Source organism: uncultured Candidatus Kuenenia sp., from assembly GCF_900696675.1.
GTDB classification, from domain to species: domain Bacteria; phylum Planctomycetota; class Brocadiia; order Brocadiales; family Brocadiaceae; genus Kuenenia; species Kuenenia stuttgartiensis_A.
Map to the genome: position 1 here is coordinate 35,687 of NZ_CAADGZ010000004.1, position 20,183 is coordinate 55,869.

A 20,183-nucleotide genomic window follows, 5' to 3' on the forward strand; every position below is an offset into this window, starting at 1 on the left:
GATTATTATATGGCAGAAATAATTTACGAAAGAATAAATGAGTATAGTTCGGTTAAAATATCGCTGTCTTCTCCGGAAGATATCCGCGGTTGGTCTTATGGCGAAGTTAAGAAACCTGAAACTATAAACTACCGTACATATAGGGCAGAGAAGGATGGTTTATTTTGCGAGCGTATTTTTGGCCCGGAACGTAATTGGGAGTGTTTTTGCGGTAAATATAAGGGCATTAAACATAAAGGAATTGTTTGTGATAGATGTGGTGTGAAATTGACCCATTCACGTGTGAGAAGAAGGAGGATGGGCCATATAAATTTAGCAGCACCTATCGTTCATATTTGGTTTTTTAAGGCAATGCCCTCACGTTTGGGTACTCTTTTGGGAATGAAAACTACGTCGCTGGAAAGAATCATTTATTTCCAGGGTTATGTGGTTATAGACCCTGGCAGTACAACACTCAAAGAATATCAGGTGCTTAGCGAAGAAGAATATAAAACAACTAAAGAAAAATTTGGTGAAGAGTCTTTTGTGGCAGCGATGGGTGCTGAGGCAATACGAATGTTATTGCAAAAAATTGATTTAGTTGTGTTGTCTAATGAACTGCGCGAGGAACTTGGCCGTACCCGTTCAAAACAACGTGCCAAAGAAATAATAAAAAGGTTAGAAATTGTAGAAGCTTTTCGGGATTCGGACAACAAACCCGAATGGATGGTTTTGAGTGCGATTCCTGTTATTCCGCCAGACCTGAGACCATTGGTGTTGTTGGAAAGCGGCAATTTCGCTTCATCAGACCTGAATGATTTATATAGAAGAATTATTAACAGAAATAATCGACTTAAGAAGCTGATAGACCTTAATGCCCCCGAAGTTATTATAAGAAACGAAAAAAGAATGCTTCAACAAGCGGTTGATGCTTTATTTGATAATACGAGGGGGAAACGTCCAGTTCTTGGAAGCAACAATAGGCCATTGAAGTCTCTTACTGATATGATAAAGGGGAAACAAGGCCGATTTAGAGAGAATTTACTTGGTAAACGTGTGGATTATTCTGCACGTTCTGTGATTGTTGTGGGACCTGAGCTGAAATTGCATCAGTGTGGGTTGCCAAAGAAAATAGCGCTAGAACTATTTCAACCATTCATAATAAGAAGATTAAGAGAGTTTGGATATGCGGATACAATTAAAAGTGCAAAAAAGATGCTGAGTAGAAAGGACAAAGAAGTTTGGGATATTCTAGAAGAAGTGGTAAAGCGGAGACCAGTGTTGCTTAATAGAGCTCCCACACTTCATAGAATGGGTATACAAGCGTTTGAGCCTATACTTGTGGAAGGTAATGCAATAAAGCTACATCCACTGGTTTGCCGAGGGTTTAATGCTGATTTCGATGGTGACCAAATGGCGGTTCATTTGCCGTTGTCCATTGAAGCACAGACGGAGGCAATTACTCTTATGTTGTCTACAAATAACATCTTTTCTCCCGCTTCAGGAGAGCCAATTATTGTGCCATCACAGGATATTGTATTAGGATGTTATTATTTAACCGCCAGCATACAGAATGAGGCGGTGCAAAAACTAAAAAGATTTAGTGGTAATGAAGAGGTAATATATGCCCTGTCTGTAAATAAATTACACCTACACGACAAGATTGAGATAAAATTAAAACAGGTCACTGTTGTTAACGATCGCTTAGTAAAAGAAGAACCAGTTTGCGGCTTGTGCGAAACGACTGCTGGGCGTGTTGTATTTAATAGTGTATTACCTGAAGGAATTCCTTTTTACAATTATCCTTTAGATCAAAAGGGAATAAGCAGGATAATTCAGGATTGTTATAAAATGCTCGGAAGAGAGAAGACCATTACTTTATTGGATGATGTAAAAGAAATTGGATTTAAAGAATGCACTAAGGCTGGGTTATCATTTTCAATAAGTGATGTTAAGATGCCTGAGAAAAAAAGTGAAATAATCGATAAAACACAGTTGGAAATAGAAAAGATACAGAAGTTATACAAAAAAGGTGTTATTACGGAAGGAGAGCGCTACAATCAAATTATAGATGCATGGACATACACCGGCGAAAAAATAGCCGAAGAAATGATGGGTGCTCTTAAAAATGATACAAGAGGCGGTATACCTTATTTGAACCCTGTCTATCTGATGTCTGCTTCAGGGGCAAGAGGAAGTTCACAGCAGTTGAGACAGCTCGCTGGAATGCGTGGTTTAATGGCGAAGCCCTCGGGAAAAATCATAGAAACCCCTATAAAGGCAAATTTTAGAGAGGGTTTAGGAGTGTTAGAGTATTTTAGTTCTACTCATGGTGCTAGAAAAGGGTTAGCGGATACAGCGTTAAAGACTGCGGATTCTGGATACTTAACAAGGAAACTGGCGGATGTTGCTCAGAATGTAGTGATTACTTCTTTAGATTGTGGTACCAAGAACGGCATTACAAAAAGTGTAGTTTACAGGGGGGAAAAAGTGGAGGTTCCTCTAAGTAAGACTATAACTGGAAGGGTTGCAAGAAACAATATTGTAGATTTAGTTAAAGACGAAGTAATTATCAGAGAAAACGATTTAATTACCGAAGAAAAAGCCAAAAAGATCGAGGCTTTAGGATACGAAAAAATAAAAGTAAGGTCTCCATTTACGTGTGAAATGTCTCTGGGGCTTTGTTCGAAATGCTATGGAATGGATCTATCAAGGGGAGGACTCGTTGAGGAAGGTATGGCCGTAGGGATAATTGCAGCTCAGTCAATTGGTGAGCCTGGTACCCAGCTAACAATGAAAACTTTCCATATCGGTGGTACTGCTACTCGTTCGGTAGAAGCTTCTGAGACAAAAGCAAAACGTTCGGGCAAAATTAAGTACCATAATTTGAATGTTGTTAAAAATCCACAGGAAAAAAATGTTGCTATTAACTCAAAAGGCGAAATATTAATTATAGATGCAAAAGAAAGACAAATCGAAAAACATTCGGTGGTGCTTGGTGCGGAAGTTTTAGTTAAAGAAGGCGATAGTGTTGCTGTTCGCCAAACACTGACCCGCTGGGACCCACACATGGTTCCTATATTAGCGGAAATGTCAGGGTCTATTCGTTTTGAAGATATTGAAATAGGCAAAACTGTCAGAGAAGAATCCGATGCATCCACCGGATTTAAACGTAAAGTAATTATGGAACATAAGGGTGATTTGCACCCTCAAATAATTATAGAGGATGAGAATGGTAAGATTTCAGGGTTGTATCCAATACCTGAAAAGGCTCATCTGGAGGTTGAGGAGGGAGAGAAGATTACTCCGGGTACGTTGCTTGCGAAAACACCGAGAGAGATTTCCAGGACGGAAGATATAACTGGTGGACTACCGCGAGTCGCCGAAATTTGTGAGGCACGAAAGCCAAAAGACCCTGCAGTTATGAGTGAAATAGAAGGGGTCGTGGAGTTGGGGGAAAAAAGGCGCGGTAAGCGAACTATTATTGTCAGAGGAGAAGGTGGTATGGAGAGTGAACACCTTGTACCAAGAGGTAAACATTTAAAGGTACATAGGGGTGATCTTGTTAAAGCTGGAGACCCACTTGTAGAAGGGCCGTTGGTTTTGCAAGATATTTTGAGAATACGTGGCGAGGAAGAATTGCAGACTTACATGTTAAAAGAAGTTCAAAATGTTTATCGGTCTCAAAACGTACCGATTGACGATAAACATATTGAAATAATAATTGGTCAAATGCTTAGGAAGGTAAAAATAGAGGATGCTGGGGATACCAATCTTCTTCCGGGACAAATCATGGATAAATTTAAATTCAGAGAAGAAAATAAGAAGATAAAAGATATGGGCGGAAAACCGTCAACTGCAAAACCTTTATTGCTGGGTATTACGAGAGCATCTCTGCAGGCGGATAGTTTTATATCTGCAGCTTCTTTCCAGGAGACAACAAAAGTATTGACTAGAGCTGCGCTTGAAGGAAAAGTTGATAATTTGGTAGGATTAAAGGAAAATGTAATTCTTGGTCATTTGGTGCCCGCCGGTACCGGATATAAGTCGTACAATACACTTTATGCAATTTCTACAGATGAGGTTGCAATCAAGGAAGCAAGCAAGCAAAAAGAAGAGTTATTAGAGCCAACATTATAAATAGTGGGGGAGATATGCCTACAATAAATCAATTAATAAGAAAAGGTCGAAAGAAAACAAAAAATAAAAGTAAAAGCCCAGATTTAGAAAAATGTTCTCAAAAAAAGGGTGTCTGCCTTCAAGTAATGACGAGAACTCCGAAGAAACCAAATTCAGCTTTGAGAAAAGCTGCGAGGGTGAGGTTGTCAAATGGCAGGGAGATAAGTGCTTACATTCCAGGCGAAGGTCATAATTTACAAGAACATTCAATCGTATTGGTGAGGGGAGGAAGGGTGAGAGACCTTCCAGGTGTTAAATATCACATAGTCCGTGGAACATTGGATTGTGCCGGCGTAAATGGCCGAAAACGATCCAGATCTAAATATGGCGCAAAAACCCCTAAATAGGTCTTAATTTTGGAGAATTTAATAGATGGCTCTTGCGTATAGAAGTACTGAGAAATTTTTACAACCGGATGCAAAATATAAAAGTAAGTTAATAACAAAATTTATCAACTGCCTTATGAAAAAGGGAAAGAAGAGTACGGCAGAAAAGATATTTTACGGTGCTATGGATCTGATAGAAAAAAAAGTATCTGATGTAGCTCCTATTGAACTTTTTGAAACAGCAGTAAATAATGTTAAGCCTTTGGTCGAGGTTCGGTCGAAGCGTGTGGGAGGTGCCACATATCAAGTACCTGTTGAAGTCCCGAGACAAAGACAGATAGCTTTGACGATACGGTGGATAATAGAAGCTGCTAAAAGCAAAAAAGGACGTCCTATGTTCCAACGCTTGGCAGATGAGTTGATGGACGCATACAAAAAACAAGGCATATCAATAACAAAAAGAGAAAACACGCATAAAATGGCAGAAGCTAATAAGGCGTTTGCACATTTTGCATGGTCAAAGTTTTAATTGAGGGTGGATTAAAAAAAGATGAAGTTTGAAAAATTAAGAAACATTGGAATTGCTGCACATATCGATGCTGGAAAAACAACTACATCAGAACGTATACTATATTATACTGGAAAATCTTATAAAATGGGTGAGGTTCATGAAGGCACTGCTACCATGGACTGGATGGAAGAAGAGCAAAAACGAGGCATTACTATTACTGCGGCTGCCACTACATGTAGTTGGAAAGATTATCAGATTAACCTGATTGATACTCCGGGGCACGTCGATTTTACTATGGAAGTGGAGCGATCTCTTAGAGTTTTGGACGGCGCAGTGTGCGTTTTTTGCGGTGTTGGAGGGGTAGAGGCGCAGTCGGAGACTGTATGGCGGCAAGCGGATAGATATAAAGTGCCAAGAATTTGTTTTGTAAACAAAATGGATCGGGTAGGTGCAGATTATTATAAGGTTGTTGACGAAATTAACGAAAGGCTTGGATTTACGGCAGTTCCCATACAAGTACCAATTGGCAATGAGTCGAATTTTAGAGGATTAATTGATATAGTTCGTATGAAAGCCAGGATATATTCAGACGAAGAAGATAAAACGGGTATGAATTTCTCTGATGAAGAGATTCCTGCAGAATACCAAAAAAAGGCAGAAGAAGAACGAGAAAAGTTGATTGAAGCCTTGGCCAATCACACTGATTGGCTTACAGAAAAGTTTTTAGACGGGAAAGAAATCACAACAGAAGAAATAAAGAAGGCTATTCGTGAAGGGACGATAAATTTAAAGTTTGTTCCGGTATTGTGTGGATCGTCATTTAAGAAAAAAGGCGTGCAACTTTTACTTGATGCGGTATGCGATTATTTGCCATCGCCAGTGGATAAAGAGGCCATTGTTGGTATTGATCCAAAAACTAATAAAGAAATTTCCAGAAAACCGTTTGTGGAAGAACCGTTTTGTGCGTTGGCTTTTAAAATTGCTTCTGATAAACATGGCGATTTGACTTTTATACGGGTTTATTCTGGAAAGTTAACTTCCGGAACGAGGGTGTTAAATTCGGGAAAAGATAAAAAAGAGCTGGTTAGCCGTATATATAAAATGCATGCGGCAAATAGGGAGCAAACTAACGAGGTAATAGCCGGTGAAATTTGCGCTGTGATTGGCCTCAAAGATACAGTTACCGGCGATACGCTTTGTGATCTGGACAATCCTATAATTTTAGAAAAGATGGAATTTCCGGATACGGTCATTTCAATGGCGATAGAGCCGAAATCAGATAAAGAAAAAGAAAAACTGGGGATGGTGCTAACGAAGCTGGCGAAAGAAGACCCTACCTTCAGGATGCACTTGGACAAGGAAACCGGTCAAATGATTATTTCCGGAATGGGAGAGTTGCATTTGGAAGTAATTAAAAACAGGATGTTGAGCGAGTATAATGTGGACGCAAATGTTGGTGCGCCAAAGGTATCATATCGTGAGACGATTAGGAAAAAAGTTGAGGTGGAAGGAAAATTTGTTCAACAGACTGGCGGACATGGACAATATGGTCATGTATGGATAACTGTGGAGCCATTTAAAGAAGGTGATGAACCGGTAACTTTTGTTGATGCAATAGTCGGTGGTAAAATCCCAAGGCAATATGTGAGATCTGTAGAAAAAGGTATTCGTGATACTGCGGTAACTGGTGTTGCAGGCGGTCCGCCATTGATTGATATCAAAGTAACGTTGATAGATGGTTCTACGCATCCTGTAGATTCTTCTGATCTAGCTTTTTACACTGCTGCATGTATTGCTTTTAGAAAAGGTGTTGAAATGGCGAATTCCATATTGCTGGAACCAATAATGTCTATTGAAATAACAGTTCCGGAACAATACATGGGTGATGTGATAGGAGAAGTTCATAGTCGCAGAGCAAATATATTGGAAATGATAACCAAGGGAAATATAAGGATTATTAAAGGTGAAGTCCCCCTTGCTGAAATGTTTGGTTATTCAACGACATTACGTTCCATTACTCAAGGAAGAGGCACTTTTACTATGGAACCTTTAGAGTACAGACCGGCGCCTGCAAAATCTGTTGGCAATGTTACATAACGTATTCATAAATCAAAATATTGGAGGTTTAAATTAATGGCTAAAGAAGTATTTCAGCGAACAAAGCCGCATTTAAACATAGGTACGATAGGGCATGTGGATCATGGTAAGACAACGCTGACGTCAGTAATAACGCATGTATTGTCGAAGCAGGGGTTGGCGAAGGATAGGCCGTTTGATTCAATTGACAAGGCTCCTGAAGAGCGCGAACGAGGTATAACGATAGCGATATCGCATGTGGAGTATGAGACGAAGAAGAGGCATTACGCGCATGTGGACTGTCCTGGACATGCAGATTATGTAAAGAATATGATAACAGGTGCGGCGCAGATGGATGGAGCGATATTGGTTGTAAGTGCGCCGGATGGTCCGATGCCGCAGACCCGCGAGCATATATTGTTGTCAAGGCAGGTGGGAGTTCCCAGGATTGTGGTGTTCCTGAATAAGGTGGATATGTTAGAGGATCAGGAGCTGTTGGAACTTGTAGAGATGGAAATAAGGGAGCTATTGAGTAAATATGATTTTCCTGGGGATGAGATACCTGTAGTGAAGGGTTCTGCGCTGAAGGCGGCACAGTGTGGATGTGGAGGCGCGGAATGTGCGAGTTGTGGACCGATATTGAAACTAATGGATGCGGTGGATGCTTACCTCCCCGATCCTATAAGGGAAATAGATAAGCCGTTTTTGATGTCCGTGGAAGATGTGTTTAGCATAAAAGGGCGTGGTACAGTTGGAACAGGCAGGGTTGAGAAGGGTAGAGTGAAGGTAGGAGATGAAGTAGATGTTGTTGGGATTAAGCCGGATATAAAGAAGTCTGTGGTTACTGGTGTGGAAATGTTTAATAAAACGTTGGATGAGGGGCAGGCAGGGGATAACCTGGGATTGTTGCTGCGGGGGGTAGAGAAGAATGATCTGGAGCGTGGTCAGGTGTTAGCGAAACCCGGCAGTATAACGCCGCATACTAAATACGAAGCGGAGGTGTATATATTGACTAAGGAAGAGGGAGGAAGGCATACTCCCTTTTTTAATGGATATAGACCACAGTTTTATTTTAGGACGACTGACGTGACCGGGGTGGTAACTTTGACAGGCGGTGCGGAGATGGTGATGCCTGGGGATAACGTGAAGATCAATGTAGCATTGGTAACGCCGATAGCTATGGATGAGGGGCTGCGGTTTGCAATTCGGGAAGGTGGGAAGACGGTGGGTGCAGGTGTCGTTACAAAAATTGTTGAATAAATTATAATTATTAAGTTGATTTTTTGTAAATATATGATATCCTCGTGAACCTGAGTTTTTTGTAGGTTTGGGCTTTTTTGGGAGCATAGAAGTGTTGGATCAGAAAATTAGAATACGAATGGAAGCATATGACTATAGAATATTAGACCAATCGGCGCTGGAAATCGTTGAAACGGCAAAGCGTACTGGTGCAAAAGTGTTTGGTCCTGTTCCCCTGCCGACTCGCATAGAAAGATACACCGTCCTAAGATCTCCGCATATTGATAAAAGGTCTAGAGAGCAGTTTGAGGTAAGGACTCATAAGAGGTTGATTGATATTTTGGAGCCTACGGCGAAAACGATGGATGCGTTGAATCGGATTAACATGCCCGCTGGTATAGAGATCAAGATAAAAGCATAACTTTTATAGAAATTTAATAGCGTAAGGTTTGATTGAAATGTTAAATAGTTTATTAGGTGAGAAGGTAGGAATGACCCAAATTTATACTGGTGAGGGGGCGTTGGTTCCTGTCACGTTGATAAAGGCGGGGCCTTGTAATGTGTTGCAAGTAAAAACGTTGGGGAATGATGGGTATTCTGCTGTGCAGCTTGGGTATAAAGATAAAAAAATAAAAAGAGCAAAGAGGCCAGAAATTGGACATGCTGCTAAAGCGTCTTTGCTTCCAGGCCGGTTTGTTAAAGAGGTGAAACTGGATACTGTTTCTGATATCCATCTTGGGCAGGCGGTCACATTGGATATATTCGAAGATGTCAAATTGGTTGATGTTATAGGTATATCAAAAGGAAAAGGCTTTGCCGGTGTTATGAAAAGGTGGGGTATGAAGGGAGGTCCGCAAACGCATGGGTCTACGAGGCATCGTTCTGTTGGCTCTGTTGGTGCTGGGACCGATCCAGGAAGAGTCATTCGTGGGAAAAAGATGCCGGGACAGCTTGGTAGGGAGCGTGTTACAATTAAGAATCTTGATGTTGTCAAAGTTGATAAGGAAAAAAATATGCTTTTTGTTAAGGGAGCTGTTCCTGGGTATAAAGGTAGTTATCTAATAATAAAAAAAATTGTATAATTTTAGGGTAAGAGGAAGTATGGAAATAATAGTATACAATGATGAAGGAAAAAAGATAGAAAATATGCAGGTTCCTGACAGCATATCCGATTCTCCTGTGCGCTATAAACTTTTAAGGGATGTGGTAAAAATGTATGAGGCAAATAAAAGACAGGGGACGGTTTCGACGAAAACAAGGGCGGAGGTTTCTGGGGGCGGTAAAAAACCGTGGGCACAAAAGCACACAGGTAAGGCGAGGGCTGGAAGCAGTAGGTCTCCCATCTGGAGGGGTGGCGGTGTTGCATTTGGGCCAAAACCAAGGGATTACTCTTATTCTATTCCGAAAATGGCAAAAAAGCGGGCTCTTTTTTCCGCACTGTCGTCTAAGATCAAAGATAACGAAGTCGTGGTAGTGGATAAATTAGATTTTGCTTCTCCGAAAACAAAACATATGGTTTCGTTACTAAAATCTTTTGGAATGGTGGGGATAAGTAGTTTGATTGTAATATCAAAAGCCACAGAATCTCTTTTGAAATCTTCGAGAAATATTCCTTATGTAAGAATGATGGAGTGTCATGATTTAAATGCATATGAGATTCTTAAGCCAAAAAAAATATTAATAACCAAACAAGCACTGAGTAGTTTGCGTTAGGTAGGGGACTAAATTATATGGATAAATACGATGTTATTAAGGGTCCGCTAAGAACTGAAAAGAGCGTTTCAGATGGTGAGAAAACGAATTCCTATCATTTCGATGTAGACTTAAAAGCGAACAAAATTCAAATAAAAAATGCAATTGAGGGCATTTTTGGTGTTAAAGTAAACGGTGTGAGGACCTTGATAAAAAAGAGCAAGAGAAGAAGGGTTAAATTTATAATGGGTAAAACAAGAGAATTAAAAAAGGCTATTGTAGCTTTAAAAGAAGGGCATACAATTGATTTCGGTTATTAAAGTTTTAACTTTGAGGTAAAAAGTTCTTATGGGTATTATATATTACAAACCCGTAACTCCGGGAAGAAGATTTGCCAGTGTTTCAGATTTTTCAGAAATAACGAAAACAAAGCCGGAAAGATCTTTGATTCGGCCTCTTAAAAAAACCGGTGGTAGAAATTCTGAAGGGAAAATTACGGCTGGGAATGTTGGTGGAGGCAGTAGGAGACAATATAGAAATATTGATTTTAAGCGGAGAAAGGATGGTATTCCAGCAAAGGTTGCCAGTATTGAGTATGATCCTAATAGATCCGCTCGTATTGCTTTACTTAATTATGTCGATGGAGAAAAAAGATACATTTTGGCTCCAGAGAAATTGAAGGTCGGTCAGTTTGTGAAATCGGGTGAAAAGGTAGATCCTGACATTGGCAATACTATGCCACTTAACAATATACCTTTGGGTATGGATCTGCACAATATTGAGTTGCGTGCTGGGCAAGGAGGTAAGATAGTTCGGTCTGCAGGTAGTGTTGCAAGATTGCTGGCAAAAGAAGGTGGATATGCTCACATAACACTCCCCTCTGGTGAAGTCCGGAAAGTTCACGGTAGTTGCAGGGCCACAATTGGACAACTGGGTAATACTGATCATAGTAATATACGTTTAGGAAAAGCAGGTAGAAATAGATGGAAAGGGAGAAGGCCTCACGTAAGAGGAGTTGCAAAAAATCCCGTAGCACATCCGATGGGAGGTGGTGAAGGAAGAAGCGGGGGTGGTAGGCACCCTTGCTCAAAGACTGGCTTGCTTGCTAAGGGTGGAAAAACAAGGAAAAAGAGAGCTGTAAGTAGCAGATTTATAATTAGAAGAAGGAAAGTTGGGGCTAGAGGTAATTTGTAAATTTTGAAAGATATTAGGAGATTTGATGAGTCGCTCTATAAAAAAAGGACCATATGTTGATAAGAAGTTGTTAGAAAAAGTAATGAAGCAAAAAGAATCAGGTGTGCATGAATCTTTACGTACTTGGGCAAGAAGCTGCACCATAATACCTGAATTTGTGTCACACACCTTTATGATTCACAATGGTAAAGTATTTAATAAGCTATTTGTTACCGATGATATGGTAGGGCATAAGTTAGGTGAGTTTTCGCTTACAAGAACTTTTCGGTCTCATAGTGGCAAAAAGAAATAGTAGGCAGTGCATAAACCAATGTTGATATAAAGCTTTACAAGAAATTAAATTTTGTATCGAAAGGTAACGGTTGATGGATTATAGATCATGTCATAGGTACGCAAAAATCTCACCGAGAAAGGCTCGTTATGTTATTGATCTTATTAGAGGAAAATCAGTTAATGACGCTTTGAGAACTTTGAGACTGACGCATAAGCGTGCATCTTACATGATAGATAAAGTCATCAGGGCTGCGTTAGCTGCGGCAAACGAGAATGTCTCTGCGGATGTTGAAGCGTTGTATGTTAAACATGCCTTAGTTGATGGTGGTCCAAGCAGGAAGTGGTTTCGTCCAAGACCTCGAGGGATGTCCTCGAGAATTTTAAAACGTACAAGTCATATTACAGTCGTTTTGGCTGAAAAGGCTAAAAGATAAAAAGATAAGGAGAAGAAATGGGACAGAAGGTTTGTCCAATTGGTTTTCGGCTGGGAATAACGCAAGGGTGGAAATCTGTCTGGTATGCTGACAAGAAATCTTTTGGTTCTTTGCTAGTTGAGGATTTCAAGATACGCAAGCTAATTAAAAAAAATTATGGTTTTGGCGGAATACCATTTGTTGAAATAGAAAGAACCCGGCAAGAGGCTAAGATAACTCTTCATACCGCGCGCCCTGGACTAATAATTGGCAGGAAGGGTGCGGAAGTCGATAAGCTTAAAGATGAATTACAGAAATATATTGGACGTGTTGTTGTTGTAAAGATAAAAGAAATAAATAAACCCGAAACTTATGCGCAGCTAGTAAGCGAAAATGTGGCAGAGCAATTGGAAAGACGCGCTTCTTTTCGAAGGGCTATGAAAAAAGCGATGGAGGCATCACTTAATGCAGGTGTTAAAGGTATGAGAATTCAGGTTTCGGGAAGGTTAGGTGGCGCAGAGATTGCGAGGACAGAGAAGATTACTCACGGAAGTGTTCCGTTACACACCCTCAGAGCGGACATAGATTATGGTTTTGCCGAAGCTAAAACTACTTACGGTGTAATTGGCGTTAAGGTATGGTTGTATAAGGGTCTTACAAGTTCAAAAGGGGAGGATGCAAATGAGGTTAATGCCTAAGAGGGTAAAGTTCAGGAAATCGCAGCGTGGAAAAATTAAAGGAAATGCCACACGAGGAAACGCTGTATCTTTTGGAGAATTTGGCTTACAAGCTTTGGAGCCTGGATGGATCACGGCTCAACAAATTGAAGCAGGAAGAATTTCTGCAGCACATAGTATGCCAAAAGAAAGCAAGCTTACGATAAGGATATTTCCTCATAAGTCAGTGACGTCAACACCAATTGAAACTCGTATGGGTAAAGGCAAGGGGGAACCGGAGTTTTGGGTTGCTGTTGTGAGACCAGGAACTATTTTGTATGAGATCGGCGGTGTAAATGAAGAGGGAGCTCGTGAAACTTTTTGCAGAATAGCGCATAAAATGCCTGTAAAAGTCAGACTAGTGCGAAGGAGACGTGCGTTTTGAAGATTACTGAGATAAGAGTTAAATCGCGCCTGGAAATTGCAGAAGAAGCAGAGTCAACAAGAAGAGAACTTTTGAATCTCAAATTTCAATGGCAATCGGGGGAAACGGGTAATACTGCACAGCGGAAATTTATCAAAAAGAAAATTGCCCGACTAAAAACCGTATTGCGGGAGATTGATTTAGGAATTAATAAAAATCTAGTTTCAGGAGGGTAGTTATAAAAATGCAAACTGCAACTGAAAAAAGAAGTAGGCGAAGAAAGTATGTTGGGAATGTCATAAAGACAAAAATGAATAAGACAATAACTGTAGAGATAATGCGCCTTGTAAAACATCCCAAGTATGGAAAGTATATAAAAAAATCTACTGTTTACAAAGCTCATGATGAAGAAAAAAGCGCAAATGTTGGGGACAAGGTAGAGATAGCCGAATGTCGACCCATTAGTAAAACAAAATTTACAAGATTTATTCGTATTATTGAGAAGGCAAAAGATTGATCATTAGCTGGGGTGTGTTTAGATGATAATGGAACAAACTAGTTTAGACGTCGCGGACAACAGCGGGGCGAAAAAGGCAAAATGTATAAAAGTTCTCGGTGGTTCTCGGCGAAAATATGCAACGGTAGGCGATGTAATCGTAGTAGCTGTAAAAAAATCTATTCATGGTGGAGTAGTTAAAAAAGGCGACGTTTGCAAAGGCGTTATTGTTAGGACACGGAATAATGTGCGTCGGGAAGATGGGTCCTATTTGAAATTTGATAAGAACGCAATTGTTATAATCGACAACGATGGTAACCCAAGAGGGACTAGAATATTTGGTGCAGTGGCAAGAGAATTAAGGCAAAAAAACTTTATGAAAATAATTTCCTTGGCTGCAGAAGTAGTTTAATTAGTTGAGAATGAGGTTTTAGAGAAGGAAAACAGTGGTTATATGCATATTCGCAAGAATGATATAGTGGCAGTAGTTGCTGGAAATGAGGCGGGAAAAACTGGGAAAATAATGAAAATATTACCAGAAAAAAATCGTGTGGTAATAAAAGGGGTAAAGGTAATATATAAGCATGTTAAGCCCAGCCAGAAAAATCCACAAGGCGGTAGGATTCAGAAAGAGACTTCAATATCAGCTGCAAATGTTTTGCCTGTTTGTCAGAACAGAAGTTGCAAAAGGAATGGATTAGGGGTACGAATAAAAAAGAAGGTTTTGGAAAATGGCGCTAAATTGCGTACGTGTGTTTATTGTGACGTAGAAATATCATCGGATGAATGATAGTTTAGGATTAATTATGGCAAGGTTATTAAAAAAATATAAAGAAGAAACCGTTCCTCATTTAATAGAGAGGTTTTCATTAAGAAACAAATATTCAGTACCCAAAATACAAAAAGTTGTAATCAATATGGGTGTTGGAAAGGCAATTGACAATAAAAATTTTCTTGAAGAAGCTATAGGGCATCTGACAACAATAAGTGGCCAAAAGCCGGCTGTTACTGTCGCAAGAAAATCAGTTGCTGGTTTTAAATTAAGAGAAGGCCAGGCGATTGGTTGTAAAGTTACCCTACGTGGGAAAAGAATGTTTGAATTTATTGATCGTTTTATCAGCATCGTTTTACCACGAATAAAAGATTTTCGTGGAATATCTGTGAAATCTTTTGATGGAAGAGGAAATTACACATTAGGTCTCACAGAACAGACAGTTTTTCCTGAAGTGAATATTGATAAAATTACAACTATACAGGGCATGGATGTTACATTCGTTATTAGTGGCAAGTCAGATGAATATTCTCATGAATTGCTAAAGTCATTGGGAATGCCTTTTAGGTCTGAATAAGGAGTTTTAAATGGCAAGGAAGTGTTTAATAGAAAAAGCTAATAGGGATCCTAAATACAAAACTAGAAAATATAATAGGTGTAAATTATGCGGGAGAAGGCGAGCCTATTATCGTAAATTTCAAACATGCAGGATCTGTTTTAGAATGCTCTCGTTAAAAGGTGAGATACCTGGTGTTAAAAAAGCAAGTTGGTAAAATTAAAATTGATTTATTGAAAAGGGATAAAATATGTGCATGACAGATCCAATTTCAGACATGCTTACACGAATAAGAAATGCTAATATGATTCGTAGGGATTGCGTTGATATTCCTGCTTCTAAAATTAAGCAGGAGATATTAAAGATTATGAAAAATGAGGGTTATATTGAAGAATATAAAGAAATTCCTGATAATAAACAAGGGATCATCAGGGTTTATTTAAAATATGGAGCGTTGAAGCAGAAGGTTATTAACAATCTCGTAAGAGAGAGTAAGTCAAGCAGAAGGGTTTACAAAAGTGCCAAAGATGTAGAAAAGGTTTGCGGAGGTTTCGGGTCTGCGATATATTCTACGTCGAAAGGGATATTGTGCGACAAGGAGTGTCGAAGGTTAAAAATTGGCGGTGAACTTATTTGTACAGTGTCTTAATAGGTTTTTTTATTTAAGGGGTTAGGATGTCAAGAATAGGGAAGCAACCTGTTAAGGTTCCGAGTGATGTAAAAGTTGCAATAAATAATAAAGCTATTGAGATAAAAGGGCCTAAGGGTACCTTAAATTTAACCGTTCATCCGAGCATTGATGTTGAATACGCACTGGGTAGTCAACAGATTATTGTGAAGAGAAGCTCGGATGAAAAGCGATTTAAAGCATTGCACGGTTTAACTAGGGCATTGCTCGCAAATATGATGATAGGTATTATGCGTGGGTTTTCTAAAGATATTGAGATTGTGGGATTAGGATATAATGCTAAAATACAAGGCAATACGTTAGTTTTATCGCTGGGTTTTTCTCATCCTGTACATATGGAGATACCGAAAGATATTAAAGTTGAGGTTAAAAATCCAACAAACCCCGCTAAATTGACGATTTCTGGTACTGACAAACAATTGGTAGGTCAGTTTTCTGCAATGATAAAAGCTAAAAAGCCTTCTGAACCTTATAAGGGCATGGGTGTGAAGTATGCCGGAGAAGTAATAAGAAGAAAGGCTGGTAAGGCTATGTCTTCCGGTGGGTAATGTTTTGGTTAAGGGTATAGATTATGGATCCAATTAAAGAAAAAAGAAGAAAAAGAGCAGGGCGACATAAAAGAATCAGAAAGAAAGTGATAGGCAGTTGCGAAAGACCACGTTTGAGCGTTTATCGAAGTCTGAAGAATATTTATTGTCAGATTATTGATGATAATGAGGGCAAGACACTAGTTGCAATTTCTACTTTAACGCCAGATGTTAGAGCAAGTATCGTATATGGTGGCAACATAAAGGCGGCGGAGATCGTTGGTGAAAAACTGGCAGAACGAGCTATAAAGAAAGGTATTACAAAAGTAGTTTTCGATAAAGGTGGATATGCTTATCATGGAAGGGTTAAGGCTTTAGCGGAAAGTGCCAGAAAGAATAGTTTAAATTTTTAATTATTTGATAAGTCGAACAAGGAGATACAGTTGGCGCAACCAGAACAACCGATTAATCTAGAAGAAACAGTTGTAAAAATTAACCGATGTACGACTGTAACCAAGGGTGGAAAGTCGATGAGCTTTAGTTCTCTTGTTGTTGTTGGAAATAAGGCAGGGAGTGTTGGTATCGGCTTTGGAAAAGCGCGTGAGGTACCAAATGCGGTAAATAAGGCCGTCAAGGAAGCGAAAAAACAGCTATTTAAAATAAATTTAAAGGGCGACACGATACCACACGAGATAATGGGACGTTACAAGGCTGCCAGAGTATTCATGAAGCCCGCTTCACCAGGTACAGGTATTAAAGCTGGTGCGCCTGCAAGAGCAGTTCTGGAATATGTGGGAGTAAGAAATATCTTGACTAAATGTTATGGCAAAAGGAATCCACTTAATGTCGTTAAGGCTACATTAAACGGTTTGAGATCCCTAAAAACAAAAGAAGAAGTTGAAGAACTACGGGGAGTAAGGATAGAATGAATCTTTTTGATTTAAATGCGGTTCCAATAAAGAGGAAACGTAAGAAAAGGGTAGGGCGAGGAATTGGGTCCGGTTGGGGAAAAACTGCAGGTCGCGGAGCAAAAGGAGCTTCTTCGAGATCTGGCTTCAGCATGAAAAAATTGTTTGAGGGTGGACAAACACCTCTTTTCCGCCGATTACCAAAACGTGGTTTCAACAACATATTTAAAAAAGAATATAACATTGTAAATTTAAAGGACATTGCACATTTTGGCAGTGGTGATATAGTAACGATTGCTATACTGAAGGAATCTGGGATAATTAAAAAAATAGGTGTAGGAGTGAAGGTGTTGGGTGAGGGCGAGTTAAAAAATTCAATTACAGTTGAAGCGCACAAATTTAGCAAAGTCGCAATGGAAAAAATTAAAGCGGCAGGCGGAGAGGCTAAAATAATTCCATGATTGAACAATTTGGAAATGTTTTTCGCATACCTGAGTTACGTAAAAAAGTTCTAATCACACTTGGTTTAATAGCATTGTGTCGGGTAGGTGTTTATTTACCCATACCCGGGATCGATACCACTGTATTAAAGTCGTATTTTAATCAGTTTTCACAGTCCGGAATTGGGCAATTATTAGGAATGGTAGACATGTTTGCAGGCGGTGCCATGTCTTCCGGTGCTATTTTTGGACTAGGAGTGATGCCTTACATCAGTGCCTCTATCATCTTTCAGTTGTTAGTTGGTGTGGTTCCTTATTTAGAACGGTTACAGAAAGAGGGTGAGGTAGGCAGGAAGAAAATTAATCAATATACACGGATTGCAACCGTAGGTTTGTGTCTTTTCCAAGCTTTTGTGATGACGAGAACACTTTACACTGTCGAGTTTAATGGAGTTCCAGTTATTCCAGTATATTTACAGGGCGTTAGTTTTCAGTTAATGGCGGCAATTTTACTAACAACTGGCACTATGATCTTGATGTGGATCGGGGAGCAGATAGAAGAGCACGGGATCGGTAGTGGTATATCGATAGTTATTATGGTTGGGATTATTGAGCGCCTGCCTTGGGCTTTTAACCAAATAGTACAGAACTTTACATTTTCTGTAGCTCCGGCAGAACATCAGATTGGAATCGTTAAACTTTTAATATTGTTGGGTATGTTTTTCGCCATTGTAGGTGGTGTTGTCTATATAACGCAAGGGCAAAGGCGTATTCCTATACAACAAGCTAAGCATACGCGTGGTAGGAGGGTGTACGGTGGACAAAGACACTTCTTACCGCTAAGAGTGAATCAAGCTGGCGTGATGCCAATAATATTTGCGCAATCATTGTTGATTTTCCCTGCTGCAATCATGCAAGGTATACAGATACGGTTTGAACCCGGGAGCGTTGGTTATTGGATAACCTCGCGCTTATCGGGTATTTTGCAAGAAGGTGTTTTATACGTTATGTTGTATATTTTACTAATTACTTTTTTTTGTTATTTTTGGACGGCTATCCAATTTAACCCAAGAGAAATGTCCAATAATATGAAAGATTATGGCAGCTTTATTCCCGGGATTAGACCGGGGCATAGAACTGCAGAATATCTTGAGAGTATTATGGGCAAGATAACACTTGCAGGTGCTGCCTTTTTATCTTTAATTGCTATTCTTCCGAAGTTGGTAGCTGGAGGCTTTGAACTTAACAGGGCTATTGCTGGATTTTATGGAGGCACTGGATTACTGATAATTGTTGGTGTTGCATTGGATATGGTGCAAAGAATCGAATCGCATATGATAATGAGGCAATATAGTGGCTTTCTTAGCGGTGGTACACGAATTAGAGGTAGGATGGGATGAGGATCGTATTTTTAGGTCCTCCAGGTGCAGGTAAAGGAACTCAAGCGGAAACAATTAGTAAGATTGAGAATATTCCTCATATTTCTTCAGGGAATTTATTACGCGAAGCTATTGAGGCCGGAACTGAGACAGGTGCTAAGGCTCGTTTTTATATAGAGAAAGGCATATTAGTACCAGATCAAGTTGTTGTGGGAATTGTTGTAGATAGAATTTTAAAGCATGATTGTGAAAATGGTTTTGTTTTGGATGGTTTTCCAAGGACACTTTCTCAAGCAAAAGTGCTTGACGAAATGTTAAAAACACTTGGAGATAGTCTTGACATTGTTTTTTATTTTATTGTCTCTGAGCAGACGGTTATTGATAGATTGTCTGGTAGGATGATTTGTAGTGTGTGCGGTGCGAATTATCACATAAAATTAGTGCCACCGCTAAAAAATGGTATTTGTGATAAGTGTGGCGGGAAATTACTTCAAAGGGCCGATGATAAACCAGAAACAATTATAGAAAGACTTAAAGTTTATCGTGAACAAACGGCAGACCTAGTTGAATATTATAAGAAAAATAAGATATTAAGGGAAATAATTAGTGACTTGAGAATAGAAGTGATCTCAAAGACTATCGCTGATATTATAAATCAAGAGTGCAAGAAGCAAAAAAAGACAATGGCCGGGTAACAAAGGTGATAGTGCGCAAATCTCCACGTGAAATAGAAATAATGCGAAGTGCTGGAAAGATAACGGCAGAAGCGCTAAGACTGGCGAGAGAACTCACTAAAATAGGTATAACAACAGATTATTTAAATGAAGAAATAGAGAAATTCATTATAAGTAAAGATGCGGTACCTGTTTTTAAAGGCTATAGAGGGTTCCCTAAGAGCATATGCACTTCAATAAATGAAGAAGTTGTTCATGGTATACCTAGCCAAAGAAGATTAGACGAAGGTGATATTTTAAGCATAGATGTTGGTGTCCGTTATCGTAAATATGTTGCAGATGCTGCACTGACAATACCCGTTGGGATTATTTCTGAGGAAGCTGAAAGACTTTTAGATGTGTGTGAAAAATCGTTATATTTGGCCATAAGTGTGATCAAGTCACATGAAAAGTTGTCATTGATTTCGCGAACAATACAAGAGTTTGTTGAGGAAAACGGTTATTCAGTTGTAAGAGATTATACTGGTCACGGCATTGGTAGAAGCATGCATGAAGATCCACAAGTACCTAATTTTGTTAGTAAGTCGCTTTTAGAATATGATGAAATATTAATGCCTGGCGTGACTATTGCAATAGAGCCTATGATTTGTGTTGGAAAGCCAGGTACGAAGGTGTTGAATAATAGGTGGGTCGTCGTGACAAAAGATGGAGAATTATCAGCCCATTTTGAACATACGGTCGTAGTTACGGAAAATGGGGCTGAAATTCTAACGCTGTAGAA

Annotated in this window: 28 protein-coding genes; all 28 read left to right on the top strand. The window is 39.5% G+C overall.

Going from position 1 to position 20,183, the window contains the following annotated elements:
• Window positions 1–9: 9 nt before the first annotated feature.
• The 28 genes from rpoC to map all read left to right on the top strand — a co-directional run bounded on the left by rpoC (window position 10) and on the right by map (window position 20,181).
• Window positions 10–4,119: a DNA-directed RNA polymerase subunit beta' gene (gene rpoC / locus QZT26_RS01480; RefSeq protein ID WP_099325883.1), complete on the top strand. Its 4,110-nt coding sequence runs from the start codon at window positions 10–12 to the stop codon at window positions 4,117–4,119.
• A gap of 14 nt (window positions 4,120–4,133) precedes the next feature.
• On the top strand, window positions 4,134–4,505 hold the full coding sequence (rpsL, locus tag QZT26_RS01485; RefSeq protein WP_099325884.1) for a 30S ribosomal protein S12: 372 nt from the start codon (window positions 4,134–4,136) through the stop codon (window positions 4,503–4,505).
• Window positions 4,506–4,530: 25 nt separating this feature from the next.
• Window positions 4,531–5,013, top strand: coding sequence for a 30S ribosomal protein S7 (gene rpsG / locus QZT26_RS01490; protein ID WP_099325885.1), 483 nt, complete (start codon window positions 4,531–4,533; stop codon window positions 5,011–5,013).
• A 21-nt stretch (window positions 5,014–5,034) separates the two neighbouring features.
• Window positions 5,035–7,092, top strand: a complete 2,058-nt coding sequence (fusA, locus tag QZT26_RS01495) for an elongation factor G (protein WP_099325886.1) — start codon at window positions 5,035–5,037, stop codon at window positions 7,090–7,092.
• A 36-nt stretch (window positions 7,093–7,128) separates the two neighbouring features.
• Window positions 7,129–8,331 carry an elongation factor Tu gene (tuf, locus tag QZT26_RS01500; protein WP_099325887.1) on the top strand — a complete coding sequence of 401 codons (1,203 nt, stop codon included), beginning with the start codon at window positions 7,129–7,131 and terminating at the stop codon, window positions 8,329–8,331.
• Window positions 8,332–8,422: 91 nt separating this feature from the next.
• Window positions 8,423–8,731, top strand: a complete 309-nt coding sequence (rpsJ, locus tag QZT26_RS01505; protein ID WP_099325888.1) for a 30S ribosomal protein S10 — start codon at window positions 8,423–8,425, stop codon at window positions 8,729–8,731.
• A 37-nt stretch (window positions 8,732–8,768) separates the two neighbouring features.
• Complete coding sequence (gene rplC / locus QZT26_RS01510) at window positions 8,769–9,392, top strand: 50S ribosomal protein L3 (protein ID WP_099325889.1); 624 nt, start codon at window positions 8,769–8,771, stop codon at window positions 9,390–9,392.
• Between the two features lie 19 nt (window positions 9,393–9,411).
• On the top strand, window positions 9,412–10,023 hold the full coding sequence (gene rplD, locus QZT26_RS01515) for a 50S ribosomal protein L4 (protein ID WP_099325890.1): 612 nt from the start codon (window positions 9,412–9,414) through the stop codon (window positions 10,021–10,023).
• Window positions 10,024–10,040: 17 nt separating this feature from the next.
• Window positions 10,041–10,322: a 50S ribosomal protein L23 gene (rplW, locus tag QZT26_RS01520; protein WP_099325891.1), complete on the top strand. Its 282-nt coding sequence runs from the start codon at window positions 10,041–10,043 to the stop codon at window positions 10,320–10,322.
• A gap of 28 nt (window positions 10,323–10,350) precedes the next feature.
• Entirely contained in the window at window positions 10,351–11,196 is an 846-nt protein-coding gene (gene rplB, locus QZT26_RS01525; protein WP_099325892.1) for a 50S ribosomal protein L2, read from the top strand.
• A gap of 25 nt (window positions 11,197–11,221) precedes the next feature.
• Complete coding sequence (gene rpsS, locus QZT26_RS01530; protein ID WP_099325893.1) at window positions 11,222–11,488, top strand: 30S ribosomal protein S19; 267 nt, start codon at window positions 11,222–11,224, stop codon at window positions 11,486–11,488.
• A 73-nt stretch (window positions 11,489–11,561) separates the two neighbouring features.
• On the top strand, window positions 11,562–11,903 hold the full coding sequence (gene rplV, locus QZT26_RS01535; protein WP_099325894.1) for a 50S ribosomal protein L22: 342 nt from the start codon (window positions 11,562–11,564) through the stop codon (window positions 11,901–11,903).
• Window positions 11,904–11,920: 17 nt separating this feature from the next.
• The gene (rpsC, locus tag QZT26_RS01540) at window positions 11,921–12,580 is read left to right on the top strand and encodes a 30S ribosomal protein S3 (RefSeq protein ID WP_099325895.1); all 660 of its coding nucleotides are present in this window, start codon (window positions 11,921–11,923) and stop codon (window positions 12,578–12,580) included.
• Window positions 12,564–12,983, top strand: a complete 420-nt coding sequence (rplP, locus tag QZT26_RS01545; protein ID WP_099325896.1) for a 50S ribosomal protein L16 — start codon at window positions 12,564–12,566, stop codon at window positions 12,981–12,983. The genes rpsC and rplP overlap by 17 nt, the downstream gene beginning before the upstream one ends.
• Window positions 12,980–13,198, top strand: a complete 219-nt coding sequence (gene rpmC, locus QZT26_RS01550; protein WP_099325897.1) for a 50S ribosomal protein L29 — start codon at window positions 12,980–12,982, stop codon at window positions 13,196–13,198. Before rplP ends, rpmC begins: the two co-directional genes overlap by 4 nt.
• An 8-nt stretch (window positions 13,199–13,206) precedes the next feature.
• Window positions 13,207–13,479, top strand: a complete 273-nt coding sequence (gene rpsQ / locus QZT26_RS01555) for a 30S ribosomal protein S17 (RefSeq protein ID WP_099325898.1) — start codon at window positions 13,207–13,209, stop codon at window positions 13,477–13,479.
• Between the two features lie 22 nt (window positions 13,480–13,501).
• Window positions 13,502–13,870, top strand: coding sequence for a 50S ribosomal protein L14 (gene rplN, locus QZT26_RS01560; protein ID WP_099325899.1), 369 nt, complete (start codon window positions 13,502–13,504; stop codon window positions 13,868–13,870).
• A 42-nt stretch (window positions 13,871–13,912) separates the two neighbouring features.
• Window positions 13,913–14,248: a 50S ribosomal protein L24 gene (gene rplX / locus QZT26_RS01565; protein ID WP_099325900.1), complete on the top strand. Its 336-nt coding sequence runs from the start codon at window positions 13,913–13,915 to the stop codon at window positions 14,246–14,248.
• Between the two features lie 16 nt (window positions 14,249–14,264).
• On the top strand, window positions 14,265–14,807 hold the full coding sequence (rplE, locus tag QZT26_RS01570) for a 50S ribosomal protein L5 (protein ID WP_099327072.1): 543 nt from the start codon (window positions 14,265–14,267) through the stop codon (window positions 14,805–14,807).
• Between the two features lie 10 nt (window positions 14,808–14,817).
• Window positions 14,818–15,003: a type Z 30S ribosomal protein S14 gene (locus tag QZT26_RS01575; RefSeq protein ID WP_099325901.1), complete on the top strand. Its 186-nt coding sequence runs from the start codon at window positions 14,818–14,820 to the stop codon at window positions 15,001–15,003.
• A gap of 39 nt (window positions 15,004–15,042) precedes the next feature.
• Window positions 15,043–15,435, top strand: a complete 393-nt coding sequence (gene rpsH, locus QZT26_RS01580) for a 30S ribosomal protein S8 (protein WP_295100161.1) — start codon at window positions 15,043–15,045, stop codon at window positions 15,433–15,435.
• A 26-nt stretch (window positions 15,436–15,461) separates the two neighbouring features.
• Window positions 15,462–16,022, top strand: coding sequence for a 50S ribosomal protein L6 (rplF, locus tag QZT26_RS01585; protein ID WP_164994643.1), 561 nt, complete (start codon window positions 15,462–15,464; stop codon window positions 16,020–16,022).
• 23 nt (window positions 16,023–16,045) lie between these two features.
• A complete protein-coding gene (gene rplR, locus QZT26_RS01590; protein WP_164994644.1) occupies window positions 16,046–16,414 on the top strand; it encodes a 50S ribosomal protein L18 in 369 nt (122 codons plus the stop codon).
• 24 nt (window positions 16,415–16,438) lie between these two features.
• Entirely contained in the window at window positions 16,439–16,930 is a 492-nt protein-coding gene (gene rpsE, locus QZT26_RS01595) for a 30S ribosomal protein S5 (RefSeq protein ID WP_197705422.1), read from the top strand.
• Entirely contained in the window at window positions 16,927–17,370 is a 444-nt protein-coding gene (rplO, locus tag QZT26_RS01600; RefSeq protein WP_164994645.1) for a 50S ribosomal protein L15, read from the top strand. Before rpsE ends, rplO begins: the two co-directional genes overlap by 4 nt.
• On the top strand, window positions 17,367–18,749 hold the full coding sequence (secY, locus tag QZT26_RS01605) for a preprotein translocase subunit SecY (RefSeq protein WP_099325907.1): 1,383 nt from the start codon (window positions 17,367–17,369) through the stop codon (window positions 18,747–18,749). Before rplO ends, secY begins: the two co-directional genes overlap by 4 nt.
• A complete protein-coding gene (locus QZT26_RS01610) occupies window positions 18,746–19,423 on the top strand; it encodes an adenylate kinase (protein ID WP_099325908.1) in 678 nt (225 codons plus the stop codon). The genes secY and QZT26_RS01610 overlap by 4 nt, the downstream gene beginning before the upstream one ends.
• On the top strand, window positions 19,390–20,181 hold the full coding sequence (gene map, locus QZT26_RS01615; protein WP_230405749.1) for a type I methionyl aminopeptidase: 792 nt from the start codon (window positions 19,390–19,392) through the stop codon (window positions 20,179–20,181). The genes QZT26_RS01610 and map overlap by 34 nt, the downstream gene beginning before the upstream one ends.
• The last annotated feature ends 2 nt before the right edge of the window (window positions 20,182–20,183 follow it).